This is a genomic window from Acinetobacter sp. YH16042, from assembly GCF_013417245.1.
GTDB lineage: Bacteria > Pseudomonadota > Gammaproteobacteria > Pseudomonadales > Moraxellaceae > Acinetobacter > Acinetobacter amyesii.
Genome location: NZ_VPEJ01000015.1, coordinates 40,387 through 64,897, shown reverse-complemented (window position 1 = coordinate 64,897; position 24,511 = coordinate 40,387). Strand labels below are relative to the sequence as shown.

The window sequence follows — 24,511 nt, the reverse complement described above, 5'->3', positions numbered from 1 at the left end:
TTTCTTTATTTATAACAAGTCACACAGGCACCACCACCTTCCATATCATCATACAATGCATCTAAATCAATCATTTCAATCAATTGATCATCATATAAAGCATTACGACGACGCTTCTTCTTAAATCTCTCAAGCTTTTTCTCATGGTCAGCTTTAATTTGCGCCACACGATCTGGATCTTCAAGTGTAGTTAACGGTGTATTTTTACCCATCCAATAATAAGTTTCACCATTTGTAGATTTATCATCATTCAACTTTTTTTCGTAGGACTTTGCTTCCTCAAATTTATCAGGATGTCGTTCCATCAAACGCACCCATTCAATCTTTCTTTGATAAAAACAGAACGTACATCCACTTCTAGAACGCCATTCATAATATTTAGGAAGGCCTAATCCAGTCCCTTCAAGAATATTAATAATATCCTCTTTGACTAGACCATCTTCAGCAAATGGCATTTTGGTCGTTAAGAATTTTTGAGTTGGCACATAACCTTCACGCCAAGGCTCATCTGCACGAATCCCAACATAACTGATAATTTCGTACCCTTCATCAAGAAATGGTTTTACCCACTTCTCGAATGGTACTAATTTCATCTGAACAGTACACCAGCGTTGATGGCCAGAGGGAAGAAAATGATTATATTCCTTCAACCAATAATCGAAATCTTTATCCGAACCTAAGCGCAAGATTGGTTTACCTAGGTAAGATTCTAATTGATTTAGATAATCCATGACTTCTGGTAATTCTTTACCAGTATCTGTAAAAAAATACTCAATATCTAACTCAGGGTAGTGGTCTCTCATATAGACAGCAAGAGCAGCACTATCCTTACCACCAGATAGCCCTAGGACATGTTTTACTGGCTTTTCAAGAGTCATGCTTTGTCCTCACCAATCGGATGTAAATAATCTTTAAGCAACTCATATAATACCATTGCTTTAGCATCATCACTTAGGTCAAAAGCACTCACCTTTTTAAGTAACTCTTTTTGCAGTTTTTTTAAATCATTCTCAATATTCGAATCCACAATGACGTCTCGGTTATATTCTTCAAGACCTTGATCCGTGTTAATAATTACTGCTAAAGATCGCTTATTAGATGAAATTTGTTCTGATTTCTCAGCATTTTTAGCAAAAAAGCTCAACTGTTTAAAACGCTGCACATAACCAGGAAGAGCTTCAAAAGCTTTTTTCAGACTGTCATCCGTCCAATCTTTTTCTGGTATCTGACCCAGCAATGTAATTAAATTTGACAACCATTGAGTTGACTCAGTCGAACTTCTAGATAGATGTTCCGCAAACTTTTTCATTTTCCAATCAGCTGCAAACTTGCTCACTGCATCTGCTTCTTGAGTAATTTCAGGTGTAATATTGCCGAGCTCTTTACGCAATCTACCTTCAAAATTTCTCAATAGATTTGGCTTTGCCCCCATAAAACTACCAAGTAAATTTGATAGATCTGCAAGAACTAGATCATCGGATCTTGTGGAAACCTCAAGCACATCATACAAATCTTCAAATAGCAATTTGTACGGATCATCTGCCTTAACAAGGAATGATCTTAATAACTGCACCTTCTCATCAAAATATTCTTTATCCTTAGAAAACTTAGTCCAACTAGACTGCTTCACAGTGTATGAAACTAGAAAACGTGCTACAGCTAAAGGTGTAGCCTCTATATTTTTTTCAAAAATATCTTTAATGCTATTCGCTAGGAGATTTATAAACCTATTTTTTTCAGCAGGTTCTTTAATATACTTAACCGCAATCTCATGAGGTCTCTTAACTAGTTTATTGATGTACTCATCATCAATTTCACTAATAAACTTAAATTCTTGAGTTATATCTTTATCATAAAAAGCAAGGCTCTTTTCTTTAGCCAACAAAAGGGTTAAAGCAAATATTGGTAATACACCATGAGGAATACCGAATGGTGTATCTGACCATACCTTATAAAGCTCTGTTAAAGGAACTAAAGACTTTGTATCTGTGAAAACTTTATATCCACGTTGAAATAATTTCGAAACACGCTCTAAATTTTCACTTTGCTCTCTATTAGATTCGTCTAAGACAGGAAAATCAAATATCCATTCCATCTTCTCCGCATTAAACTGATGTAAGCCTAATTGTTTAATACAAGACAAATAAATTGCTTTTTCTGGTGGGAATTTTTCGATACCTAAATTTTCTTGATTCGAATTTTCCAACATATTTTCTAATAGTTTTTTACGACCAGCTGCTGCAGAGCTAGAAACATCATGTCGAACAACTAACTCGTTTAGAATTTTCGGACATGATTGATATAGCTCATCAGCCAAATCAGAGACAATAATGGATAAAGACTTACCCTTTAACAGGCTCCCCTTACAGTACCATTCCACTAATTCAAAGGACTGGCTAAATAGATCATCGACCTGCTGATATGCATAGTTTAGCCGTTGTTCATATTCTTTTTTCGCAACGGTATCCAGCATCAGCTTTGGCAATTCTCTAAAAATTTCATTTAGAGCATAAATTTCTTTGGACCAGCTTAATAACTCACTGATCTTATCTAACTTAGCAATAACAAGACGAGAATGTTGCTTCGATAATTCAATTAGTTTAGTTGAATTAAGAGCTTGATCTGTTATTAAAACAAAGTGCGCAAAAGCTTTTGATTTAATAAATTCAGATTTATTTACTAGGCGTTCCAACCCAGGAAGATCATTTACTAAATGCTGATCCATCCAACGCATTACACCCCTTTCATGATAGTGGCGTTTTGCAAGAACTGAGTTGCCCTTATAGTTGATGTACTCAAAATAATTTTGTTGATTACTTAATGCCTCCAACTTCTCTTGTAACAATTGCTGAATATTGAGTTCAGATGTCTCAACAACTTCATAAGACTTTGTACGATTCCAATAAGTAATTACTCCCCAATCTTCTAGATTCTTTAAACATGCAGGGAGTATTTCTAGGTTTTTTGATGAAAGTGGTAATGCATGAGCAATTAAATCTACTGACGGATAAATCCCTAAAGATTTACCAAACATATTAAGCATTGCAATTGCTTTAATTACGTTAGGATATAACTCTTCACTTTCAGAAGTTAAACCCTCTTTTTTACTGAGATTTTTACTAAGTAAAGTTAGAGTTTCTTCAACGATTGCCCATAAATGCCCTTCTTTAGAACTTAGGATTTGGTGTTGCAAGTTTTGACTTAAGTAATCCCATAAATCAACAATCGTGTAAGTTGAGTTTAGATTAACTTCTGACTCTAGAAACTTCCTAAAACTAAAAGGTTCGACTGACAAAAGGAAACTAAAAATACTACGTTCGTTTTGACTAAAGCTACTTTTAGAAATAATACCAAGAAGTACCGTAGTTAATGGATGTAGTGGCAATGCCTCTTGCAGATATACATTCAGTTTTGGACTATTCTCTGTCAATCGAGACTTAATAGAACCTACAACTTTAGTTACTAAGGCATTATTTACAGCTGTAATAGCTTCTGGAATTTGAGTTTCTCTTGCTTTTATTGTTTTAGAAACAAGTGCAACCGATTCATCTAATGAAATTCGATATGAGATATCAACATAACGACCTTGAATTTTAGTCCATTCTAAAGCGATATGATGGCTCATCCCTCTTGCATAGTCAGCAAATGCCTGATGCAAAATCCCTAAAAAGATAAAAGGACATTCCTTAGTAGAAAGTCTATTGATTCTCTCAGATAAATCCTGGAATAAATGTAGATCACCATTATTTCTAGCAATATGGTCTAAAAGCTTACCCATCTCATCTAAGATAAATAAACCACCTGAAATTCTCCCATCTAATGCTCTAAATACTTCATCAATCCATTCAATTAATTGATGATCACTATCTATCTGATCTGGCAAAAAAAATAAGTCACCTTCAAACACATCCATAAGATTTGCATCTTGAAGTGCTTTTAGGATGGATTTATAAAACAGCTCAACAGGTGAAGTTACCCCTCCGACTGCTTTAATAATCAACCAAGGTTTATCACTAGACAACTTGAAATTTTTATCAATTTGCTTAAGTAAATCAGAATCTTGTACTAAAGCTCTAGCAGCCAATCTAATTTCATCATTTTGATGTAAAAGCCCTGATAAAATTGCTGCTAAAGTAGATTTACCTGTACCATATCCACCTGTCAAAGTAAAAGCGGATTGAGTGTTTTCATAAAAAGAATCAACTATTGTTTTCAATGAGTTGTAAGCTGTTCCATGAAAAATTACTCGCTCAAAAAACTCCTTCGATATGTCACTGTCAAGTCGTGTCGAAAGTAGATGGTTTACGTGAATTTCATAATAATGATTTAATTTATAGTTTTGATTCATTTCTGATACTCACGATAAATATTAGCCAGTAGTTCTTTTAAATTTACATTTTTGATATCCAAGCAAGATAAGCTTCGCATTCCTAATGTATCAGTCCAGTTAAAACGATCGTCAATAACTGCACATTGATTTAAGAAATAATCGACTGATGCATTATTCAAACGAAATAAACGACCAGGGCTTCCAGGATAAGTCGAAATCATATCTACACTTAGTGAAGGAGCTTCCGAGAAATGTGTTTGCCAAAAATCTGTTAAGCAATATAAAAATATATCCACTGAAAGATTTTTTTGCTCAAGTAAATCAGCTTTAAACTTATGAGAATCCACCTGATAAATTAGATTCAGCTCATTTAATGGCGAAATAAATGCATCTTCATTAAGCTGTTTCTTACTTAGTTTTTTTGAGTAACAAAGAATGAAACAATCTAAATCTTTTTGCAAAGTCGCTTCCGAAGGTAGCTTTAAACCGTTTGTTTCAAGCCAAAATATAAGATCACTAAGTAATTCAGATTTCTCAAAGACTTGTTTATTACAATAATTAAAATACCAACGAGCAAATGTTAGATCAGCAAAGTTTTTTTGAATAAAATAGTGTAGTAACCAAGTAGATTCATTTAACTCTAAGTAAGTATCATATTTTGCAAAAATTTCATTTATTGCAGTTTTATAGTTTTGTTTACTATTTTCAGAATCTTTGAGCGGAACCAACCCTGAAACTTCAGCCCAGTATTTAATACTGTTAACCATATTCTTACCAACACCAAGCTCAACAACTTGTTTTTCAATATCTTTTTCGATTAAACTGAAATTATTATATGCTTTATTTAGCCAACCATAGCGTAGTGCAAAGGTTTCATGACCCGAGAAATGTAAATTAAAAATATCAGATTTCATTGCAACAAATATTCACTGGAGAAATTTCTCCAGTGAGAGTACTACTATTAAACATTTTATTCAATAAACAGACCTTTCGATTAAAAATCAAAAAAGAAAAGCACTAGTGCTTTTCTTTTTCACAAAATTTTGCAACCTGAATGTAAAACTTCATTGCAAAAGCTATGCAGTCTTTTGCATCTAAATCTTCAGGTATTTCAATTGAAACTAGCACCTTCTCTTGATAAACATCCCTTAACTCCAAAATAGATCCATCTAATTGAAATAAAAGATTTAATCCTTCTTTATCCTTACCAACTCTATCATTAATTATTGAAAAACCATGATATTTAACCAACCACCCTTCAATAAATATTTTAATAACTTCTTCATTTAAACTCATATGGATTGCTCCAATTACTCTCGACTCGCCAGCTTATCTTCAATCCATTGATGAATCTCATAAGCTGACCAGCCGATACGGTTTTGGGTAATTTTAACTTTCTTTGGAAATGTCGGATCATAATACGGTGAGTTTTCATCCATCATTTCATAGATGGTAGAACGTGCAACACCTACAATTTCTACAACCTGCTTAATACTGATGAGTTGATTCATTTGAAAAGTTTGACCAACAAACGCATTCATGAGTTTACTCCTAATCATTCATGCGAGCGGTTATTCGCTCAAATGATACGCAGCTCCGTAAAAATTTAATCTGCTTAAACCTCAACAATCTTTCAATTCAAAGTTTGAACAGAACGCTGTAACTCATTCTGTAAATTCAGGTTTGTGGTTTTCTTTTGTTGAGCATCTTCGCTGCCTTCTTCAGATGGATAAAGCTCTTCAACGACGTCTAACCCATCACCTGAATCCATTTCAAAAACTGCATTTGCATAACCCTGTCTCGCCTTATGATCTAAAGCTTCCTGATTAAAACCACTAGATTTACTCTGTTGATCAATTTCTTTAGCAGTCTGTATAGCTTGCTTTAAATCAACTCCTTCACGCAAAGTTAAATCCACGTAATACACAGGCTGGCGATAGCTTTGGGTCGTGGATTTACCCCGAAGTGTAAGTTGCAATGGCAAGCATGAAAGTAAACCATTCGATGCTGCATGATAGTAGCTTAGTCGTGCGGCCAAGGTCCTTATACTGTTAAAGCCTGTGGTTCTAAAAATGAAGGTCCCAAGCTCATCCGACTCATCCAAGTTCACATGCAAACGCCCATAAGGCTTACAGTGCCCGCCTTGAGCCATTGAGCATAAATCAGGGGATGGGCATGGATGCTGCTCTACACCTTGATTAGTCAATCGCTGGCAAGTTTCACCATTACCCACACAAACGGGTCGTCCAGTTTGACGGTCAAATAAGCTGTACTCTGCACGCAGATTCAGCTCAGGATCATTAAAGATCATCCGTACAGGAATTGAGCGGAGTTTTTGATTGGATGCTTTAGCCCGCAGCTGTTCATCTAACGGATGTTTGATCCAACCACTATCTTTACTTTGGATTTGACTGGTAATGGTGAATTGATCATCCTTTTCAGGCAGACGCTTTCCGTTCTTTTCGACCATTCGGCCAATGCTGATTCGCCCTAAAATAGGCGGTGTGATTGCTAAACCTTTAATCATGATATTTCTCTTTTTAACAATGAAATCGGCATAAAAAATCCCATGCTGTTTGGCATGGGATCGTTATGGCCTTAAATTGATTTGCTTATGTATCTCGAAGAATGAATTCATCTCATTCATCATCTGGGTAAATATTGAAGCGTCTTGAACCAGATTTACTTTGCGGAAATTGGTTCAGATATTCAGGGTACTGTTTTAGTAGTGCTTTGCTATCTAAGCTAATCGAGTCTTTGGCCTTTTTCCAGGTGACTGAACCTGCTTTGAAAGTTGCGCGCTCAGCCTCCTGCATCTTGGCCTGCAGCTGGTGCTTCAGCAGATCGAATTGCTCTTGGTGCTTTTCAATTTGATTGCGTGCTTGAATCAGCTGCTCAAACTGTTGGTTGGCTTGATCGTCTAACGAGAGATCGGTCGTACTTAGCGGTACATGCTCTGGATACAGTAATTGCAAAGCTTTAGCGGCCGATTCACTATCATCTGCATCAGGCGGTGTATCCTTTTCCACGCACTCCCAGAAGTAACGCTCTGCATTCACGATATGCTGAATCACCGATTCTGAACGGGTCACTTTAAATATGCGGGTTTCATGTCCGCAGATCAGCACGCAGATATGGGCTGCCTTCTTTCCGGTCACAGCCAATTGATGCTGGACCTGACACAGTACATATAGAGGCACACCATCCCGCCAAAGCTTAGCGCCATATTCCCCTGCGGTTTTACATTCTAGAATCTGTACATCTGCGTCACCCACTACAGAATAATCTAAGTTGGCTAACATAAAGGACTTGTCTGGGTCAGGATGCTGCAGTACAGCATTGACGCGGCGGACTTTATAGTTGGTATGCATGCTGTAATACTCAGCCACCAAGGGCTCTAAACGCTTGCCCCAATACAGCGGAGCATGGCCTTCGCTTTCATCTTCAATCGATTGCTTGATTCGTCCAGTCTTGATCATCCACAGTTCCAGCATCGACATATAAGGGTTGAGCCCACAGGCTGCAGCACAGTCACTACTGCCTATGCCCTGCCTGCGCACTTCCAGCCATTCAGCCTGACTGAGTTTCTTAGTCTCCACAAAACGTTTCGCATTGAAAAGTTTAGGGGGACTGAATACTTTAGGCTGTACAGATGTTGCAGGTAGATTTGATAAATGATTCATTATGAATTCCTCTAATTTAAATTTTGGGTATAAAAAAGCCGTGCCCGAAGACACAGCTTTAATAGGTAGGTCTTTGATTCATAAGTGGTGAAAAATATTTGGCCTTGTGCTGTAATACTTAGGCTAATTTATAAAAAAGAGAATTATTGAGCTTAAGCAAGCATACGCAGCGCTTGTTCGAGTCCACGTTGCTTCAACCCAGCACCTGCGCCAAACCATGCTGAATCGAGTCGGTGATCTTGACTCATAGCCCGGCGTTCATGATCGGCAAACTCGGTGATACTGCAAAGTAAGCCATAAGCGGTATCTTTAGCTGAACTCAGTTCTGCCCCACGTCCATGCCCATTAAACATAGTCATGACTTTAGACATGGCACGGCCATTCGGCTCAGTCTTGTTTTCAGCTTTAGGGGCTGAATTAGCTTGGGTAGCGACATTGCGGTAGAACTGAATAATGCCTTCATCCTGTTCCATTGGACTCAAGCTGGTATTGTTAAACACAGCATCAAAATAAGCTGCTGCCTCACTTTGAGTGACTTTACGCTGGCTGAGCTGTTTCATTTCATACATATGTTCATCCCATGCTCGGACAGAAATTCCCAACTGCTGTTTAATCTTTTGGACATCAAAGCGAGTGCTGTGCGGGACTTTGACCACACCTGCACTGCTGTTCTGTCCTTTGAGAGCAATCGCTAAGGTGTTATTGCACACCACACGGATTGAAGTGAACTGTGCAGTTGTCGCTAATGTTCCATCACAGCCCGTAGCCAATAAGATATAGCCATTACTGACATCTTTACCTTTGAGTGCTGCTGTCTGCCCGGTTTTAGCCAAAGCCCAGAATTTTTTTCCGCCTTTGAGTACCCCAGCTGTTTCTAGCTCAAAACCTGATTGTTCAGTTAAATCACGGTAGAACTCTAATACCTCAGCAGGCTGGACTTCCTGATAGCGCTGACTGACCACAGAGAGAGGAGCATGGGTATCTGAACGGTAAAGTACACGCTGTTCTTCATATGGCATGATGATGCGTTGCCCACGTTCATTTTGTGCCATGTAGCTGACGTTTGATGATTCGATACGCCAATTCATGCCTGCCTGTTTCGCCCAGACTTCAATCGGCTGATTTTGCGCGAGCTGATTGCCAAGACCATGCCATGGGGTTTCACCGACATAAGCCATTTTTTCAATTAAATGTGCCATATACTTATTTCCTTTTAATTTTTGCTGACTATTCAAATTAGGGGGATTAAAAACAACTACTGTCTAAACTCCATCAAATCTAGTTAAAGTAGTGTCCGCACTCCAAACAATGGTGATGTACTTGCGGCTGAGATTCTTCTTTCATAAAAGGTGTGGACTGCTGCTCATGGATGTGTTTTAAGATGCAGGCTGCACAGCCAACTGCCCCACCGATTAAAGCCCCAAATACATAAATCATCGTACGCTGCCCCTTAATCAGTCGAGCGCTAGATGCGCCCATCGCTGCATAATTCACAACGTTCTGAATCAGATTTTGAAGAGGCGGTTTTAAAGACCTTGGCTGCTGTAATTCAATGGATGTAGAAAGTTGAGGGCCGACCATTTCAGTTTCGTCACCGCCACATGCAGGACAAATAATTAAATTCATCTTTATTTCCTTAAAGTTTAGACATAAAAAAAGCCGAGTCCATGAAGGACTCGGCTTTTTGATTCGTTGATTTTGCTGTCTTAACCAATGAGATCGGCTAGTTAAAGCTATAACTTACAGTTCCTTCAGTGGTTTCAATATCTACCTGTACCACATTGGCAAAACTGCATTTAGTGATTCTTAATCTAGCAAGTTGCCCCATCTGAAAATGCAATGGAAAGTTAATTCTTCGATCATGACCGATAAAGCTGCACTGTCCGTTATTGACTATGACATTCGTCACCTCTATCGGTTCAGCTGTATTAGAACGAATGGAAATCACTGGAGTACTCCACGAGTACAAACCTGCTTCATTTAACTCTACTGAAAACGTATCAGGATCAAGACTTGAACTGCAGCCTTGTAAAGTCAGTACAGATATAAATGCCAATACAGCAAAGCTCAGATTTTTAAATAAGTTATTCATTATAAATTTTTCCTAAATCGTGTATTCAAATGTAGATATATACTTTCCCAGTCAATTGGCATTGAGAAGAGAAAGCCATTACATCTGGGTAATATGTATTTGAAATTTCTTTATTTTTAAAAAGCACTAAAATACAAATTTTTCATTTTCACCCATGACCCAAATACTGAAGCTCATCAGGTTCTTTAGGAATTTCTGGCTTAACGTATTTTTGTAATAATGATTCTGGAGATAAATAGTTTTCTAGGCCAAACTTAAATTTCCATATCGGTGATGTCAGCACGTTTTTAAAAGGTATTGTGTCAATTTCCTCAACAGCATCATTGTTTTTCCAGAATACATTGACCGCACTTTTTTGCTTAAATGTATTCGGCTTAATGATTGGTGAGAGATACAATCTAGAGGTATAGTTCTGCTGATCAGGATTGCCATAGCGTACTAAATAAAAAAATATCCCATCCAAATTCAAGGTGTTATTTTTGGGTGTAAATACATAGCCGATGTTAAGTTGTCCAAAGTTTTCTGCGAGAGAATTTGCTAAATCAGGCGGAACCTTGATGATTAGTTCTGATTTAACCACAGAGGAAACATATCGGCTTTTCTGTTTAAAGTTAATTGTCATTAACTCTTTATCAGCATCATATTGGTAAGCGCTTTCGCTTCCGATTGAAGTAATATCAGGAGCAATATAATTCAACACTCTTTCCAATAATTCAACATCATAGTCGATTACATTATTTAGGGAGTTTTGCTGAGCTTGCTTAACTCGTTCCTCATAATGCTGTGTTTTTTCAAATTCCTGTTTGGGTTTAACCTTTGGTACTTGTAAGGCACGTATATAGTTTATGGCGAGATTGTTAGCATATTTGAAATATTCATCATTACTCAAATCGACTAACATATTGTTGTCTAAGTTATGCCCCGGCATTCCAATAACAATAAGCTGACTCTTATCTAAATGTAATTGTTTCTTGACAACTTCATGATTGTCGGGGAAGAATAAATCATTCTCAAGCTTGCTCGGTTCTTTGTAATGGAGCACATTCATTTTTTCAGGGTAAAAGTAAATCAAATTACTTCGCAGTACATCACTGTCTATTTTCTCCCAACTTTGATCAGGACTGATTTTAGCTTTCGGTACAATCACGACTGATGTTTCAGTAACACTCTGCAAAGCTTCTTTACTTTCTGTTGTTTGCTCTTCTACAGCAGGATCACTTTCAGGCTGATCTTTACTAGAGCAGGCGCCCAGTCCCATCAATAAAATACATAAAGACAGATACTTTAATTTTGTTGTCATCTTGCATCATTCTCTTTTATTGTCCATAAGTGCCTCTCAGAAATCGCAAAGCTGGACTTATGGCGGTTTGATGTTCTTCTTGGAGTTCTGCCTTTTCTTCTGATGTGACTGTTCCGTAGAATGAGTTGATCTACAAATCAGCGATAAAATGATTCAGATGTGCAGGCCAATAAAGGAACAAGCGCCTTTACTGAGCGTCCCCCAATTGCTAAATTTTTAAAATGCGGTTCTATCTTGCGAAGACAACGCCATCGAAAGTGCTGGGGTAAAAAAGAGAATGAATATTTAAGAATGTCGTACGCATGGCGGACTCCTTTGGGTATAAAGAAGTTTCACCACATTACTGCTAAATAATGGTGGCGAAACGAAAAGGGGTTAGCAGACTGATACCCAAAAAGATCAGCACATCCGAAGATGTCCCCCTCCCGTTCCGCCGCAGAGGGGGGCACGTAGGGATGCCCACAAAAAAGAAAGAGACTTTTTCGTGTGCTTTGGGTAAAGCGGTCTGCTAAAACCGACTGACCATGAGGGCCAGCAGGTTAAGGATAATTGGCAGGATTTAAAGTGTCAACGTTGTATTTTTACTAGAATAATCAATTGAGTGTTTTCGCTATACTTCTGATTCAGAATGACTATTGAATAATCAATATCATCTAAACTTCAACTGAGGCTTCAATATCAACATGAATGAGACAACATACTCAATTATAATGGTGTTTAGCTTTATTAAAGGAATCTGTATATGCAGAGTTTGACGTGTATTGGAGGTCCACTGTATGGGCTCGAATATTCACACTCGCAGGATTCATTTAGATACATTGATAAGCAAACAGGCAAAGAAACCCTTTACTGTAAGCTAATCTTAGACTTTACCCCACCTCAAGCATTCTTCATTGCAGAATCAATGTATCCTGATTTTGCTTATGCGCTGGCATTACAACTGATGGGGCAAAAATCTCATTCATAGCTTTGTGTTTTATCTCAATTTGTGATCATGCTACGTTCACTGATCTTGTGACTAATCCTACATACTTCCCACCCGATCACCGGTTAACTTAATCAGCTAAGGAAAACTGGCATTCCATTACGTTAAATTAGGAATTATGGGAATAAATAGTGGTAAATAAGCCTAAGTTCAATACTGTACGTATCGAAAGTCCCATCTATCCACTAGATTGAATACAGGGATCTATCTATTTTCATTGACTTGGATGAGCCCCAATCACCGTTTCTTGCCATTGAAGATTTTAAAACCACGTGTTGTGATACATATCTTATTCATCTGCTCATTTACGCTCGTCAGCGTATCAGGTAAGTCACTAAGATCATCCAATGGATTTTTAGGCTCAGGAAAGTTCAAAAGCCCATCTGGGTTATATCCAAAGGGATTACCCTGTGGTTTCTGTACTTCTTCATCTGGAATGTCAAATAAAATACCCATACCGTACGTAACATCTTGCCACAGTCTTAGAAGATCAATTGAATAGTCAATATCATCAGAATAAAAGACTGTTTGAAAGGTGAGGTAGAATCTAATCACGTAACAGTTTCGAGTTGTGTCGCGAATTAAGTGATAATAACTAAATATCACTTGTGAGCGAAACCATGGCAGGAATGTTAACTTCTTTTCAAATTCTCTAAATGATTGAATTACCTGATCGACTGATAGCAACAGTTCAGTACCTGCTGGATAACTCAGATAAAATTTTAAATCAGGCGCATCTACGCTCAATTTGCTGACTTCACAATAAAGGTCACGTAAATGATTAACTCTCTTCTCGTATTGCTCATTAGTTTGATTTAAAGTCTCATGGAAACCAGTAGTTACAAATAACAGTTTCAATTTACTTAAAATATGCTCAGCTAGCCATTTCGCAGTATGTTTGGCTGTTGGATTAAAATAATGCTGACGCGAATCGATTTGCTGTAAGACGGTAAAATAGGCGTTTCTGAATTGTGTCACCCAGAAACTGCAATCTGAATCTCGATGATGAAACATCAGCTCATTCCACTCTCGAAAGTACTCTAGTAATACTTGAGCCGTTTGTTCAATGATTTTCTGAATATGTTCATCATGAGTCATGGGCGGGATGGGTGAACCAAATCGCACTTGAGTAAAGAAGTTGTGTATATCTTGCTCTAAACGTGGTGCAGTCTGGTGTTCAATGTAGGTAATGTCCATGGAGAGTCCTATAAAGTGATATTTTTCATAGAACTGTCCACTCCATATTTTTTTACAGTTAAATGACGATTGGCTCATCCAATAAATCATCTACATCTTGTTCAGACCAAATTCCTACTTCTGCTGATATTGGATGATTGATCTTGTACTTACGACCATGCTCGCGGTAAATTCCTTTAAAGAAAGTTCTTTTATTCGATGGCTTAATCAACATCCTCTGCATGAACTTTTCAGGCTGAGTGAGATAACGGGCAACATTCAAAGCATTCCGCTCTTCTAAAGACTGATAGCGATGAATCATGCCTATCCCTAATAAGCCTCGATCAGCGTATTGTTTTTTCTTTTCAGGGGTATTGTTATTGAGTCCGTAACCTAAACCTTGAGTGATCTTTTGCCACTTTTGAATCACTTCATCAGCCAAGTACCAATCCTTACAACGCTCAGAACCGTTGTAGATCAGCATTAAATGTGCATGGTAGCCTTTTGTAACACCCTGCTCTAATGCCAGCCCATAACCCAAAAGATACTTAAAACAGCCATTCTTATCTTTCAATAAATTACGCACTGACTCAATATGGTTATAGAAATCCTGCACCGTAATATTTGACATAGATACTTTTAAATATCCCAAATCAACACGCACAATCAAGACTTTATAATGATCTTTAAGAATCCTCTGCACGTAAGCTAGAAAACTCTTTTGGTTATCAGTTTCCTGCCCTTCGAACATTCGAATTTCATCTAGGTATAGAGACCTATGACGTCTCAACTGATTTCGAAGATTAGATACTTCTCTATATCGTAACTGTGTCAGATATTCTTCAACCCCTAAATCACCTTGACCAGCTTCAACTAAGCGCACCATTTCTTTAAACGCGCTAACCAAAGTACAGTATTCAACACCCTCTTGATCAAAGACCTTAAATGCAGGAATCAATTTGCAAAGGTGATAAATGAACGATGTATCACATAGCTCAATATTCAATAAGTAATCAACAAAGTTAGTCACTGCATTCATTACAGCAGCTTGATGAGAGAGATCGTATTGCAACATCTGAAGATTCCTTAGTTATGTTTGATGCATAACTAAGGAGTTACAGTTATTTATTATGTATGTGTGATCTACACTGTTGATATCTATGATCTGTATAAGTAAATAGATTTATAATTAGTTCATAAATTAATAATATTATTTACCGACTTAGTCTACAAACCAACTGGAACAAAACTAATCTGTATATAAGGTAGTGTACTTTTCGCTCTCACAACATTCTTGCAATTTTACTCAAATATCTATTTACGAGAGTTAAGGCAGAAATTAGCTTTTATTTTTTTTAGGATTGAACAGTCCATACAGCTTCTGATCCGCTAAGCTTAGGTCCAACTCTTTGCTTTTAAGTGCATACTCAACAGGATCAACTGAAATTCGCTCTAACTCAAGCATAAGAAAAGCATCTTGTTCAGTATTTTGCTTTAACTCTTCATCACCATATCGACAAAAATAAACTCGGTCACAAAGGCTTGCTTTTTGTAATGGTAATCCCACAAGATCAAAATATACTTTTGAACTTACTAACTTGCGCACATCTTTGATGATAAGCATCATTTCGCTACGTAATAGGGTTTGGCTTATGGCGTATAAGATTTTTGCTCTTGATTCTTCAACTAGCTGCTTCAGTGGAATTTGTATAACCTGAGTGTTTTCTTCACAGGAAGTTAGCTGAGATTTAACTTCAGGTAATGTAATTTTAGTTAAATTCCTATCAAACCAATCTAGTAATGATCTTGGCATTGGTGAATTCCCCCACACTTGTGCTTGATCTAAATTTGAAATTTTTATCTGAAGTAAATAGTTAAGTAAGAAATCAATTCTAGTAACATTCGATTGATCAGTGTTCAATGATGATTTCCCCATGCGGAAGCTGGGTAACATAAGTTGTATATACTGACCAAAATTCTTTTCGAATTTACTCACAAAATTAAATTCTTCTCGAATCTCATAGCTCAGTTTGCTTTGAATAATTTGATAATTAGTTTCATCGGATACTTTGGCAAGCTCATTTACAACACTATCGCAAGGGTGTGATGCTTTGTTTGCTTGATCAAATGCAGCCAGATACTGTATAAAATTAAAAGCTTGCTCTACGACAGATGTATATTCATTGGGTAATTTCAAAAAGTAATAATGTCCAAATATCCTCTTTTTACTCCAAATGGAGGCTGAGAGATTTAAGCAATACACCGGAGCAACAGAATTAAGTAAATTATTATTCAATGTTCCATCTAGTTTGGAGCGAAGAATCCCCATGTCAAATAAATCAGCAATTGCTCTTTGCAATGCATTACGGCTCATTCCAGTCCATTTAGATAATTCATAAGTTCCGACATCAAAAATGATCCCATTAGAATCACTAGACAGCACCATGTTCACTAAAACAAGCCACTGCTTATAATTGAGTTCCAACAACTCATTAGCATTTTTTTGCTTATGGCTAATTTTGACATCAAACATTAAACCAAATAAAACTTCCAAAAAATCATGTCGTGGATGACTAGCTACAAGCTCAGAAGCAGTTTTTTTTAACCTCATTTTTTTTATACTTTGTTTACCCAATTTTTTCTCTTTTAACTCTAATGCAGATTGATCACTATCTTTTGCTTTATCTAAAGCAACAATCAACTGGTCAGATGGTTTTCCCCCCCATTGATAACCTACTTGTCTCGGTAGAAGTACTTTATTCAGTTTTATAACTTTTTCTTCTGCCCGTTCGCATAACCCTTTTTCAACCAATACATCCAATGTTTTTTTTAATGTTAACCAATTCACTTTCACGTCTTCAGCCAAAGCCTTCAGATCCGATATTAATATTTTACGACCTCCATAACAGACCAATAATCTTAGATAAATTATCCGATCTATTGGAGATAAAGTAGTTTCCATCTGCCTTAGCATAAGTATTGAAATTGATCTTAGTTCCCCCTGTCTATTTAGCTTATTCTTGGATTTTTTCATAAAAACAACTATTAAAAATTAAATAACAATTAGTTTAATTTAATATATAATGTTTATTAACATAATTAATTCAATATCGTTTTAATCATTTACTTAATGATTAAAAATCGATTTATCGGATATAAAAATGGAGCCAATATGGGTCGTCCTCAAATTTATTTAAAAGATTGGTGTTTAGAAGATGGTCTACTTAAAGCAGAATTCTTGAAAAACGAATCGGAAAATCCGATAGGTCTAGTTATCAAAGATCCCCAGCAAGGCTACTTTCCAAATTTCAATAACTACCCTCAATTTAAGACAGGAATTTTTAATCTTGGGATGCTGAGGAATGGCACACAAGTTCAAATCACGCAAAGCTGCTATGAAAAATTAAAAGCTAAATTCCGCACTTTTAAGAAAAAAGACAAAGACAAAGACAAAGTTAAGAAGCAATATTATCTAGACCGTAAAACTGCGAATTTTTTATCTAAATTTAAAGAAAAAAACCACTTTGATCGTGAAGAGATTGTCATTGAATATCTAGTCAGCAATAAACAGAACCAAGAACTACAAAATGAACACTTTAAAAAAATAGACCAATCAACTATTCGTGTTCAAAACTTAAAAAATGAATTGGAAAATAATAAAAACTTATGTGCACAAGCCCTAAAAGATACACAAAATTTACGTATTCGCATTGATGCATTAGACGACCTCTTAGCCAGAGCATATATTTTAAATGACTTCTTTAAAGAGACTTTACAAAAGAACGGAGTTAATTTTAACCGACCTATAATTGATGATGAGACTGTTGAAAAGTATAAATTTGAAATAAGAAATAATTTAAGAACCTACTTAGATTGAAAAGTAGTAGAAACTAGCGCTTTTATATATTCTTGTTAGTTACATTCTTATTTTAATGGGCACTAAATTACACTTAGCTGTATTAGCTCAAACCTAATCTGACAGTTACCCGTTTTTTATTGTGTCTGTCAGATTAAATTTGATCTAGATTTTTCTCCTTGTGATTTATTTTAACCAAGCACTCACTTTTGTCCCATACCACTCCATAATCTTTACACGCTCATCCCAATACTGTGCTCGGTTATATGCAGAACGAATACGGTTCTGTGGCACATGCGCAAGCTGACGCTCAATTGCATCTGAATTAAACAAATTTGACTCATTCAGTACTGTACTAAATAGCGATCTAAAACCATGGGTTGTCATTCTACCTGAATAGCCAGAACGCTTAATTACAGCTAAAATTGTTTCACTACGCATAGGTTCTTTATTGTTTAAACGATGTGGGAATAATAGATCTTGGTTGTGAGTCAAACGTAGTGCCTGAAGCTCATCAATCATCATATTTGTTAAGGGTACACGATGGGGTAAACCATTCTTCATACGCTCAGCAGGGATATCCCACTTACGTTCTTCAAGATCAAATTCTTCCCAACGTGCTTGCAACAACTCACTTACTCGAACGCCAGTCAACATAACCAGAATGATTGCATGGTGAGTCTGAGCATCTGCTGGATAGGCTTTAATCCTTCTAAGAAATTCAGGCATTTCACTTTCAGATAATGAAGCCAAATTTTTCACTTTCTTATTCTTAAGCGCATAAACCAAATCACTAGCTGGATTGTCATATCGATAGCCGTGGGCTATGGCATATTTCATCACCATACCGCATCGAGATAGCGTACGTTTAGCTACTTCAGTCGAACCTCTAGCTTCAATTTTTTTAATAACCTGCAAAATCTCAGGTGCCTGAATCTGATTGATTCGTTTATTTGCGAGAGCAATGTAAAGCTCATCTAAAGATGCGCGTACATTACTGATATGCTTTGCTGACCAAGTTTCTCTTTGATTCTCAAACCAATCTTCTGCCACCTCTTTAAAAAATGGCTTGATGTCTTCGTATAAGACTGATTTGGAATGCTTGTATTTCAGCTCAAGGGCAAGCTCTCTCGCTTTCTTTAAACTCATGTCTGGATATAGACCAAGTGATTCTGACTTACGCTCACCATGAACGGTATAGCGCACATTCCAATATTTTTGCCCTGCAGGTGTCACCAATAATGACAAACCATTTTCATCTGAAAGACGATAACGCTTATCTTGGGGCTGTGCTTTTCTGCATTCAGTATCCGTGAGTTTCATCTGTATATACCCTTTATCTAGACTAAAAATAATTGGGTAAATTTTCCCAATAATTACCCGAAGAAGGCAAAAATTGGGTCACACAGCTTAGGACAGGATCGGACAATATAGCCAATAAAAAAGCCCTTAAACATTGAATTTAAGGGCTTTTTCACATTCAGTCGAACATCTCTGAATTGAATTTTGGTGGAGATGGCGGGAGTTGAACCCGCGTCCGCCAGCACTACGCTCGAGAATACTACATGCTTAGATATCGTCTATTGATTTAGCTCTTTGTGACCCGACGAACAGGGTACAAATCGCGATCCTTTAAGATTTAGTATAAGACCCCAAGGCTTGATCTTATACGGACTTGTGTGCGTTCGCTTCAGTCGGGACCCCTAACCACAAGTATTCAGGGATGCGGACAAGCTGCCCTTAGGCAGCTAGAGCGTAAGTTTCGTCGTTTGCGACTAAAATATGCAAATTTGATTTACGAGAGAAAATGCGCTCTCGACATGCATCTATGAGTTTCATCACCAGCGTCGAAGCCAGAAACATCCCCAAAGTAGCGTCATCATAGCATAACTGCAAAAAATTGCGATGCAATTTCGAAACAATTACACATTGATCTGCGCTTAATTACATAATTGCGTTAATATTTTATTTTTCAAGACCGCAAAAGAAAAATATATGAGCTATTTATTGGCACTCGATCAAGGAACGACTTCAAGTCGTGCGATCATTTTTAACGAACATGGACAAGTTCAAGCTACAGCTCAACGGGAAACCCATATTCAAACCCCACATTCGGGTTGGGTGGAGCAAGATGCTCAGGAAATTTGGAGTACCCAAATTGCCGTCGTACAGCAAGCGCTCGCTTCTGCCCGTATCCTCGCCAAAGACATTAAAGCCATTGGCCTGACCAATCAGCGTGAAACCACTGTGGTTTGGGATAAACGCACAGGTCAACCGCTCGCTCCTGCAATTGTCTGGCAAGACCGCCGTGCAACCGAGTGGTGTGGGCAACTAACTCAACAAAACCTCAATGACCTCATTCACAAAAAGACCGGTTTACGTATCGACCCCTATTTTAGTGCTGGGAAATTGGTCTGGTTATTAGAACACACCCAAGGTCTACGTGAACTCGCAGAGCAAGGTCATGTGGCTTTCGGCACGATTGACAGTTGGTTGGTGTGGAACCTGACACAAGGTGCAGAGCATGTGATTGAAGCAAGCAATGCCTCACGAACCATGCTAATGAACTTGCAGCAACAAGCTTGGGATGAAGAACTCTTAGAATTATTCGATATTCCCCTGTCAGTGCTTCCTAAAATCATTAGTTCAGATGATTATATTGCAGATACCGCTACAGGTTTACTTGGCGCAAACATTCCCATTACCGGCATTTTAGGTGATCAGCAATCTGCGTTATTTGGACAGTCATGCTTTGACGCAGGAACAGCAAAAAACACCTATGGTACAGGCTGTTTCATGCTTTTTAACACTGGCACCGAAGTTCAATATAGCCACAATAAATTACTCTCGACCCTTGCATGGCAAGCTCAAGGTCAAACCCATTATGCACTTGAAGGCAGTGTATTTATGGCTGGCGCTATCGTGCAATGGCTGCGAGACGGTTTAGGGATTATTCAAAAAAGCAGTGATGTTGAAAAACTCGCGTGCCAAGTTGAACACACCGATGGCGTGGTTCTGGTTCCTGCCTTTACTGGGCTAGGCGCTCCGCATTGGGACAGTGATGCCCGTGCCCTCCTCTGTGGGATGTCACGAGGTACCAATAAATTCCACATAGCTCGTGCTGCCTTAGAGGCCATTGCCTTTCAAGTGTCGGATGTATTGACCGCCATGCAGTCAGATCTGTCTAGTCCACTTAAAGAACTCCGAGTCGATGGCGGTGCCAGTAGCAATGATATGCTGATGCAATTTCAGGCCGATATCTTAAATGTGCCTGTACTGCGTCCTAAACTTTTAGAATCAACTGCATGGGGCGCTGCCGCAATGGCCGGACTCAAAGCGGGTGTGTTTTCAAATCTTGATGAAATTGCCGCTTCATGGCAATTAGAACGTGCTTTTGAACCAAAAATGAATGCAGATCAACGTGAATTTCATTTGGCTCAGTGGCAATCTGCACTTAAACGGGCGCGCTCGGACCTTTAATTTTTTTCAATCTACACCGTGCGCAATAAAAAACCGCTCATTCGAGCGGTTTTTTTATACTTGATAATATTTAATGTGCATGAGCACCACCCACACCTGCTTTAGGTCGTGGACAGAGCCAAATGATGAGTGCAGCGAATATAAAGACACCCGCCAGTACTAAAAACACATGATTGGCTGAAAGCGTTAAGGCTTCTTTATCCACCAAACTGGAGATATATCCCAAAGCAGCTTCTGAACTCATTCCATGATTCACCAAGGTGTTTTGTACCTCAGTAACATGTAAATTACTGACCATTTCACTGCGTGCGACTTTGGTGTGATCATCCCAAATGGTTACTGCAATCGACGCTCCAATTGCCCCTGCCATGGTTCTTAAGAAGTTCATCAAACCTGCCGCAGATGCCATGTCTTGTGGCAATACAGATGCCAAGGCCATATTTGACAAGGGAATAAAGAAAAATGGCACGGCAAAACCTTGTAATATTTGCGGTAAAGCCAAAGCCATAAAGTCTGCATCCGTAGTCCAAAAGGCGCGCATAAGGGTTACACCACCCAAGATACTTAAACCAAAACTCGCCAAAGCACGTTGATCGTATTTGGTTGCAAGCTTCGCAACAATTGGCGACATGGTCAAACTACCGACGCCCATCGTTGCCGTGAGATAACCTGCCCACGTTGCGGTATAGCCCAAGTTGATTTGTAACCACTGCGGAATCAGGACAATACTGCCAAAGAAGGCACCAAAACCAAAGGCCAAAGCCAAGACCGAAATGGTAAAACTTCGGTACTTAAACAGCAGTATATTCACCACAGGATGCCGCTCAGTCAGCTCCCAAATCGTGAAAATAATCAACCCAACAAATGCCGTCAGTGCCAGCACCACGATAAATGGATGATTAAACCAATCTCGCTCATGACCCAAGTCCAACATCAATTGCAAGGCACCGATCCACAACACCAACAGCAGTAAGCCACCGCGGTCTATTTTCAATTTCTGCGTTGGAGTTTCAGCCGTTTTCAGTAAGCGCATCGCTGCGATAGCACAACCGATCCCGACAGGAATATTGATAAAGAAAATCCAATGCCAAGATAAATTATCACTGATCGTACCACCCAAAATTGGACCTAAAATGGGACTAACGACGGTAGTCATTGCCCACATCCCCATGGCTTGGGATTGCTTTTCAGGAGGGAAAATGCGCATTAACAACGTTTGGCTCAGTGGCATAATCGGGCCACCAAACAAGCCTTGCCCAATTCGGCAAAACACCAACATTTCCAAACTGGTCGATAAACCACACAGTATCGAAAATACTGTAAAGCCAAACAGGCTGATCACAAAAACCCGTACAGAACCAAAGCGTCCAGCGAGCCAACCGGTTAATGGCACGCAAATCGCCTCGGCCACAGCATAAGAGGTAATGACCCATGTCCCTTGGGATGCCGATACTGCAAGGCTACCGGTAATATGCGGCACAGATACATTGGCAATGGTCATGTCGAGCACAACCATAAAGTTTGCCAAAGCCAAGACTAAGGCAGCGAGAATCAGACGACCACCTTTCAGGTCAGTCATTTGCATTTGCTGATTCATAGGCAATTACTTCGATTTCAGGTCAATCGTCGCTTCCATAGACAGCCCCACACGAAGTGGGTGTTCTGCCAACTCTTTTGGTTCTAAACGAATCCTCACAGGTAAACGCTGAACCACTTTAATCCAGTTTCCTGTGGCATTTTGTGCCGGAATCAAGGCAAATGCTGAGCCTGTGCCACCAGAAAAACCAGTGACTATGCCATTAAATTTAACTTTGTCACCATACAGATCAGATGTCAGTTCAACTTTTTGACCCGCTTGCACCCCTGCCAATTGGCTTTCTTTAAAGTTGGCATCGACATATAACTGAGAGACAGGCACCACCATCATTAATGACGTTCCCGGTGCAATGCGTTGCCCAACTTGAATATTGCGACGTGTCACTACACCATCAAAGGGTGCTTTAATTTGTGTACGCTCTAAGTCCAACTGAGCTTGTTGTAGACGTGCTTGCGCAACTAAAACATCTGGGGTTGAATTTTCATTGCTGTCTTGAATTAATGCATCATTCGCCGCTTTATTACTTTGTGCCGCTTTTTGACTAGATTTGGCTTGAGCAAGTCCTGCTTGAGCCACATCAAAACTGGCTTTAGCCGTATTCACAGCACTCTGCGCTGTGCTTAATTCTTCTTTAGAAATCGCACCTGAAGCTACCAATTGTTGACGACGTTGTAATTCATCTTGTGCTTTATTCAGATCGGCTTGTGCCTTCGCCACTTGTGCGCTTGCACTATGAATTGCATCATCACTGACAAAAATTTGTGAGTTTAAAGAACTACTATTCGCCGCAGTTTGTTTGTATTGGCGTTTTGCTTTAAGTAATTCAGCCTGTGCCTGAGCTAAGGCAATTTCAGCATCGCGCGCATCAATGCGAACAAGCACATCGCCTTTTTTCACTTGCTGAGTATCACTCACCAAAACATCTGCCACTTGCCCCGTGACCATCGAGGTAATCGACGCTGTTTCTGCACCGACATAGGCATTATCGGTACTGACGGAATGATTTAGAAATATTGACCAAATCAAATACATCACCAAAGCAATCACGATCAATACAGCCACTATACCAAGGCCTTTTTTTCTGCGTGCTTTTAATTCCTGATCGGTGGGCTGCTCTGTAGATGGGGTTTCTGGCAGGTTACTAACGGTATCTGTCATAGATTTGTCCTAAATCTAGCAGACTTGGTCATGGCATCATGAGCTTTGCAAAGCATGTCAACTTTGCTGTCAGATAATGGTGTCGTGAGAAAGTCTATCTTCTTCAATTTTCCGGCATTTTAAAGCTAAAAAATCATATCCTGAGAATAGAAAATGTAACTCGTCAGTCTTTTTTTCGTCGGCAACAGGATAAAATCATGCCCTGCTGCCAATACTGGACTTTATTTTTTCATTATTTTGAATGTGTTAACTTAAGAATGGCTTAATAGGCATACGATGCAATCGCTGTTGCAATCGCTTTACCTTCATCATTGACCATGGTCATACGCATGGTGCAGCCCTTACGACCTAAACGTAAGGTTTCAGCTCGTGCAACGAAATACTGTCCACGTCCTGGCGCCAAATAATCCACACGCATATCGACGGTCGCTAAGCGAGATACCTTTTTACTAGTTTCTACTAGATCTTCAGCTGTGGCCTTTTTATACAATTCTGCCATTGCAGAGATACCACCGATACTGTCGAGTAAGGTTGCCGCTACACCACCATGTAAAATTTGGAATGCGACATTTCCAATTAAATTACTGGCCATGTCGACACGTGCTTCGATCTGACCATCAATCACCGTCATTTTCATGGCATTGTGTACAAAAAATGGGGAGCTGTTAAATGCTTGAGCAATGTTATTTAATAAAGTATCGATTTCAATCTTCGAGTTTAGGTCAATATTACCGGTCCAACTCTTATTTACATCTGTCATAGCCTACTCGAATCGCTGTCATTGAATAAAAAAATAATACGGGGTGCGCCAAACCCTCATTATGCGTCTACAATAGTCAAAGTTTAATACTGAT

Annotated in this window: 21 protein-coding genes and 1 other RNA gene; 3 read left to right on the top strand and 19 right to left on the bottom strand. The window is 38.7% G+C overall.

Annotation, left to right across the window (positions count from 1 at the left end; translation table 11 throughout):
* Positions 1–5: 5 nt before the first annotated feature.
* The 11 genes from FTV37_RS11525 to FTV37_RS11475 all read right to left on the bottom strand — a co-directional run bounded on the left by FTV37_RS11525 (position 6) and on the right by FTV37_RS11475 (position 11,405).
* Complete coding sequence (locus tag FTV37_RS11525) at positions 6–878, bottom strand: phosphoadenosine phosphosulfate reductase family protein (protein WP_180063904.1); 873 nt, start codon at positions 876–878, stop codon at positions 6–8.
* The gene (locus FTV37_RS11520; RefSeq protein ID WP_180063903.1) at positions 875–4,348 is read right to left on the bottom strand and encodes a hypothetical protein; all 3,474 of its coding nucleotides are present in this window, start codon (positions 4,346–4,348) and stop codon (positions 875–877) included. Before FTV37_RS11520 ends, FTV37_RS11525 begins: the two co-directional genes overlap by 4 nt.
* Positions 4,345–5,244, bottom strand: coding sequence for a DUF4007 family protein (locus FTV37_RS11515; protein ID WP_180063902.1), 900 nt, complete (start codon positions 5,242–5,244; stop codon positions 4,345–4,347). The genes FTV37_RS11520 and FTV37_RS11515 overlap by 4 nt, the downstream gene beginning before the upstream one ends.
* A gap of 103 nt (positions 5,245–5,347) precedes the next feature.
* Entirely contained in the window at positions 5,348–5,626 is a 279-nt protein-coding gene (locus FTV37_RS11510) for a hypothetical protein (RefSeq protein ID WP_180063901.1), read from the bottom strand.
* Between the two features lie 14 nt (positions 5,627–5,640).
* The gene (locus FTV37_RS11505) at positions 5,641–5,871 is read right to left on the bottom strand and encodes an AlpA family transcriptional regulator (RefSeq protein WP_180063900.1); all 231 of its coding nucleotides are present in this window, start codon (positions 5,869–5,871) and stop codon (positions 5,641–5,643) included.
* A 92-nt stretch (positions 5,872–5,963) separates the two neighbouring features.
* Positions 5,964–6,857, bottom strand: a complete 894-nt coding sequence (locus tag FTV37_RS11500) for a hydrolase or metal-binding protein (RefSeq protein WP_180063899.1) — start codon at positions 6,855–6,857, stop codon at positions 5,964–5,966.
* 112 nt (positions 6,858–6,969) lie between these two features.
* Entirely contained in the window at positions 6,970–8,013 is a 1,044-nt protein-coding gene (locus FTV37_RS11495; RefSeq protein ID WP_180063898.1) for a YqaJ viral recombinase family protein, read from the bottom strand.
* A 152-nt stretch (positions 8,014–8,165) separates the two neighbouring features.
* A complete protein-coding gene (locus FTV37_RS11490; RefSeq protein WP_180063897.1) occupies positions 8,166–9,212 on the bottom strand; it encodes a DUF932 domain-containing protein in 1,047 nt (348 codons plus the stop codon).
* A 79-nt stretch (positions 9,213–9,291) separates the two neighbouring features.
* Positions 9,292–9,639, bottom strand: coding sequence for a hypothetical protein (locus FTV37_RS11485; RefSeq protein WP_180063896.1), 348 nt, complete (start codon positions 9,637–9,639; stop codon positions 9,292–9,294).
* Positions 9,640–9,736: 97 nt separating this feature from the next.
* The gene (locus FTV37_RS11480) at positions 9,737–10,105 is read right to left on the bottom strand and encodes a hypothetical protein (protein ID WP_180063895.1); all 369 of its coding nucleotides are present in this window, start codon (positions 10,103–10,105) and stop codon (positions 9,737–9,739) included.
* A gap of 148 nt (positions 10,106–10,253) precedes the next feature.
* Positions 10,254–11,405: a hypothetical protein gene (locus tag FTV37_RS11475; protein ID WP_180063894.1), complete on the bottom strand. Its 1,152-nt coding sequence runs from the start codon at positions 11,403–11,405 to the stop codon at positions 10,254–10,256.
* Positions 11,406–12,147: 742 nt separating this feature from the next.
* On the opposite strand from FTV37_RS11475, the gene FTV37_RS11470 reads away from it, so the two are divergent.
* The gene (locus tag FTV37_RS11470; protein WP_180063893.1) at positions 12,148–12,372 is read left to right on the top strand and encodes a hypothetical protein; all 225 of its coding nucleotides are present in this window, start codon (positions 12,148–12,150) and stop codon (positions 12,370–12,372) included.
* Positions 12,373–12,627: 255 nt separating this feature from the next.
* Here FTV37_RS11470 and FTV37_RS11465 read toward each other — a convergent pair whose 3' ends face one another.
* The 3 genes from FTV37_RS11465 to FTV37_RS11455 form a co-directional block, all read right to left on the bottom strand.
* Positions 12,628–13,587 (bottom strand): hypothetical protein, encoded by a 960-nt coding sequence (locus FTV37_RS11465; protein WP_180063892.1) that lies wholly within the window; start codon positions 13,585–13,587, stop codon positions 12,628–12,630.
* 58 nt (positions 13,588–13,645) lie between these two features.
* Positions 13,646–14,641, bottom strand: a complete 996-nt coding sequence (locus FTV37_RS11460) for an inovirus Gp2 family protein (RefSeq protein ID WP_257224309.1) — start codon at positions 14,639–14,641, stop codon at positions 13,646–13,648.
* 264 nt (positions 14,642–14,905) lie between these two features.
* Positions 14,906–16,528, bottom strand: a complete 1,623-nt coding sequence (locus FTV37_RS11455; RefSeq protein ID WP_180063891.1) for a hypothetical protein — start codon at positions 16,526–16,528, stop codon at positions 14,906–14,908.
* 210 nt (positions 16,529–16,738) lie between these two features.
* On the opposite strand from FTV37_RS11455, the gene FTV37_RS11450 reads away from it, so the two are divergent.
* Complete coding sequence (locus tag FTV37_RS11450; RefSeq protein WP_180063890.1) at positions 16,739–17,443, top strand: hypothetical protein; 705 nt, start codon at positions 16,739–16,741, stop codon at positions 17,441–17,443.
* Between the two features lie 165 nt (positions 17,444–17,608).
* Here the strand turns inward: FTV37_RS11450 and FTV37_RS11445 are convergent, their stop codons facing one another.
* Both FTV37_RS11445 and ssrA read right to left on the bottom strand, forming a co-directional pair.
* On the bottom strand, positions 17,609–18,745 hold the full coding sequence (locus FTV37_RS11445; RefSeq protein ID WP_180063889.1) for a tyrosine-type recombinase/integrase: 1,137 nt from the start codon (positions 18,743–18,745) through the stop codon (positions 17,609–17,611).
* A 184-nt stretch (positions 18,746–18,929) separates the two neighbouring features.
* Positions 18,930–19,289, bottom strand: a transfer-messenger RNA (tmRNA) gene (gene ssrA, locus FTV37_RS11440).
* 128 nt (positions 19,290–19,417) lie between these two features.
* Between ssrA and glpK the strand changes: the two genes are divergently transcribed.
* Positions 19,418–20,902 carry a glycerol kinase GlpK gene (glpK, locus tag FTV37_RS11435; RefSeq protein ID WP_180063888.1) on the top strand — a complete coding sequence of 495 codons (1,485 nt, stop codon included), beginning with the start codon at positions 19,418–19,420 and terminating at the stop codon, positions 20,900–20,902.
* A gap of 70 nt (positions 20,903–20,972) precedes the next feature.
* On the opposite strand, the gene FTV37_RS11430 is transcribed toward glpK, so the two are convergent.
* From FTV37_RS11430 to FTV37_RS11420, 3 genes are all read right to left on the bottom strand, one after another.
* Positions 20,973–22,499, bottom strand: coding sequence for a DHA2 family efflux MFS transporter permease subunit (locus tag FTV37_RS11430; RefSeq protein WP_180063887.1), 1,527 nt, complete (start codon positions 22,497–22,499; stop codon positions 20,973–20,975).
* A gap of 6 nt (positions 22,500–22,505) precedes the next feature.
* Positions 22,506–23,657, bottom strand: coding sequence for an efflux RND transporter periplasmic adaptor subunit (locus FTV37_RS11425; protein ID WP_180063886.1), 1,152 nt, complete (start codon positions 23,655–23,657; stop codon positions 22,506–22,508).
* Between the two features lie 262 nt (positions 23,658–23,919).
* On the bottom strand, positions 23,920–24,417 hold the full coding sequence (locus FTV37_RS11420) for a thioesterase family protein (protein ID WP_180026566.1): 498 nt from the start codon (positions 24,415–24,417) through the stop codon (positions 23,920–23,922).
* Between the last annotated feature and the right edge of the window lie 94 nt (positions 24,418–24,511).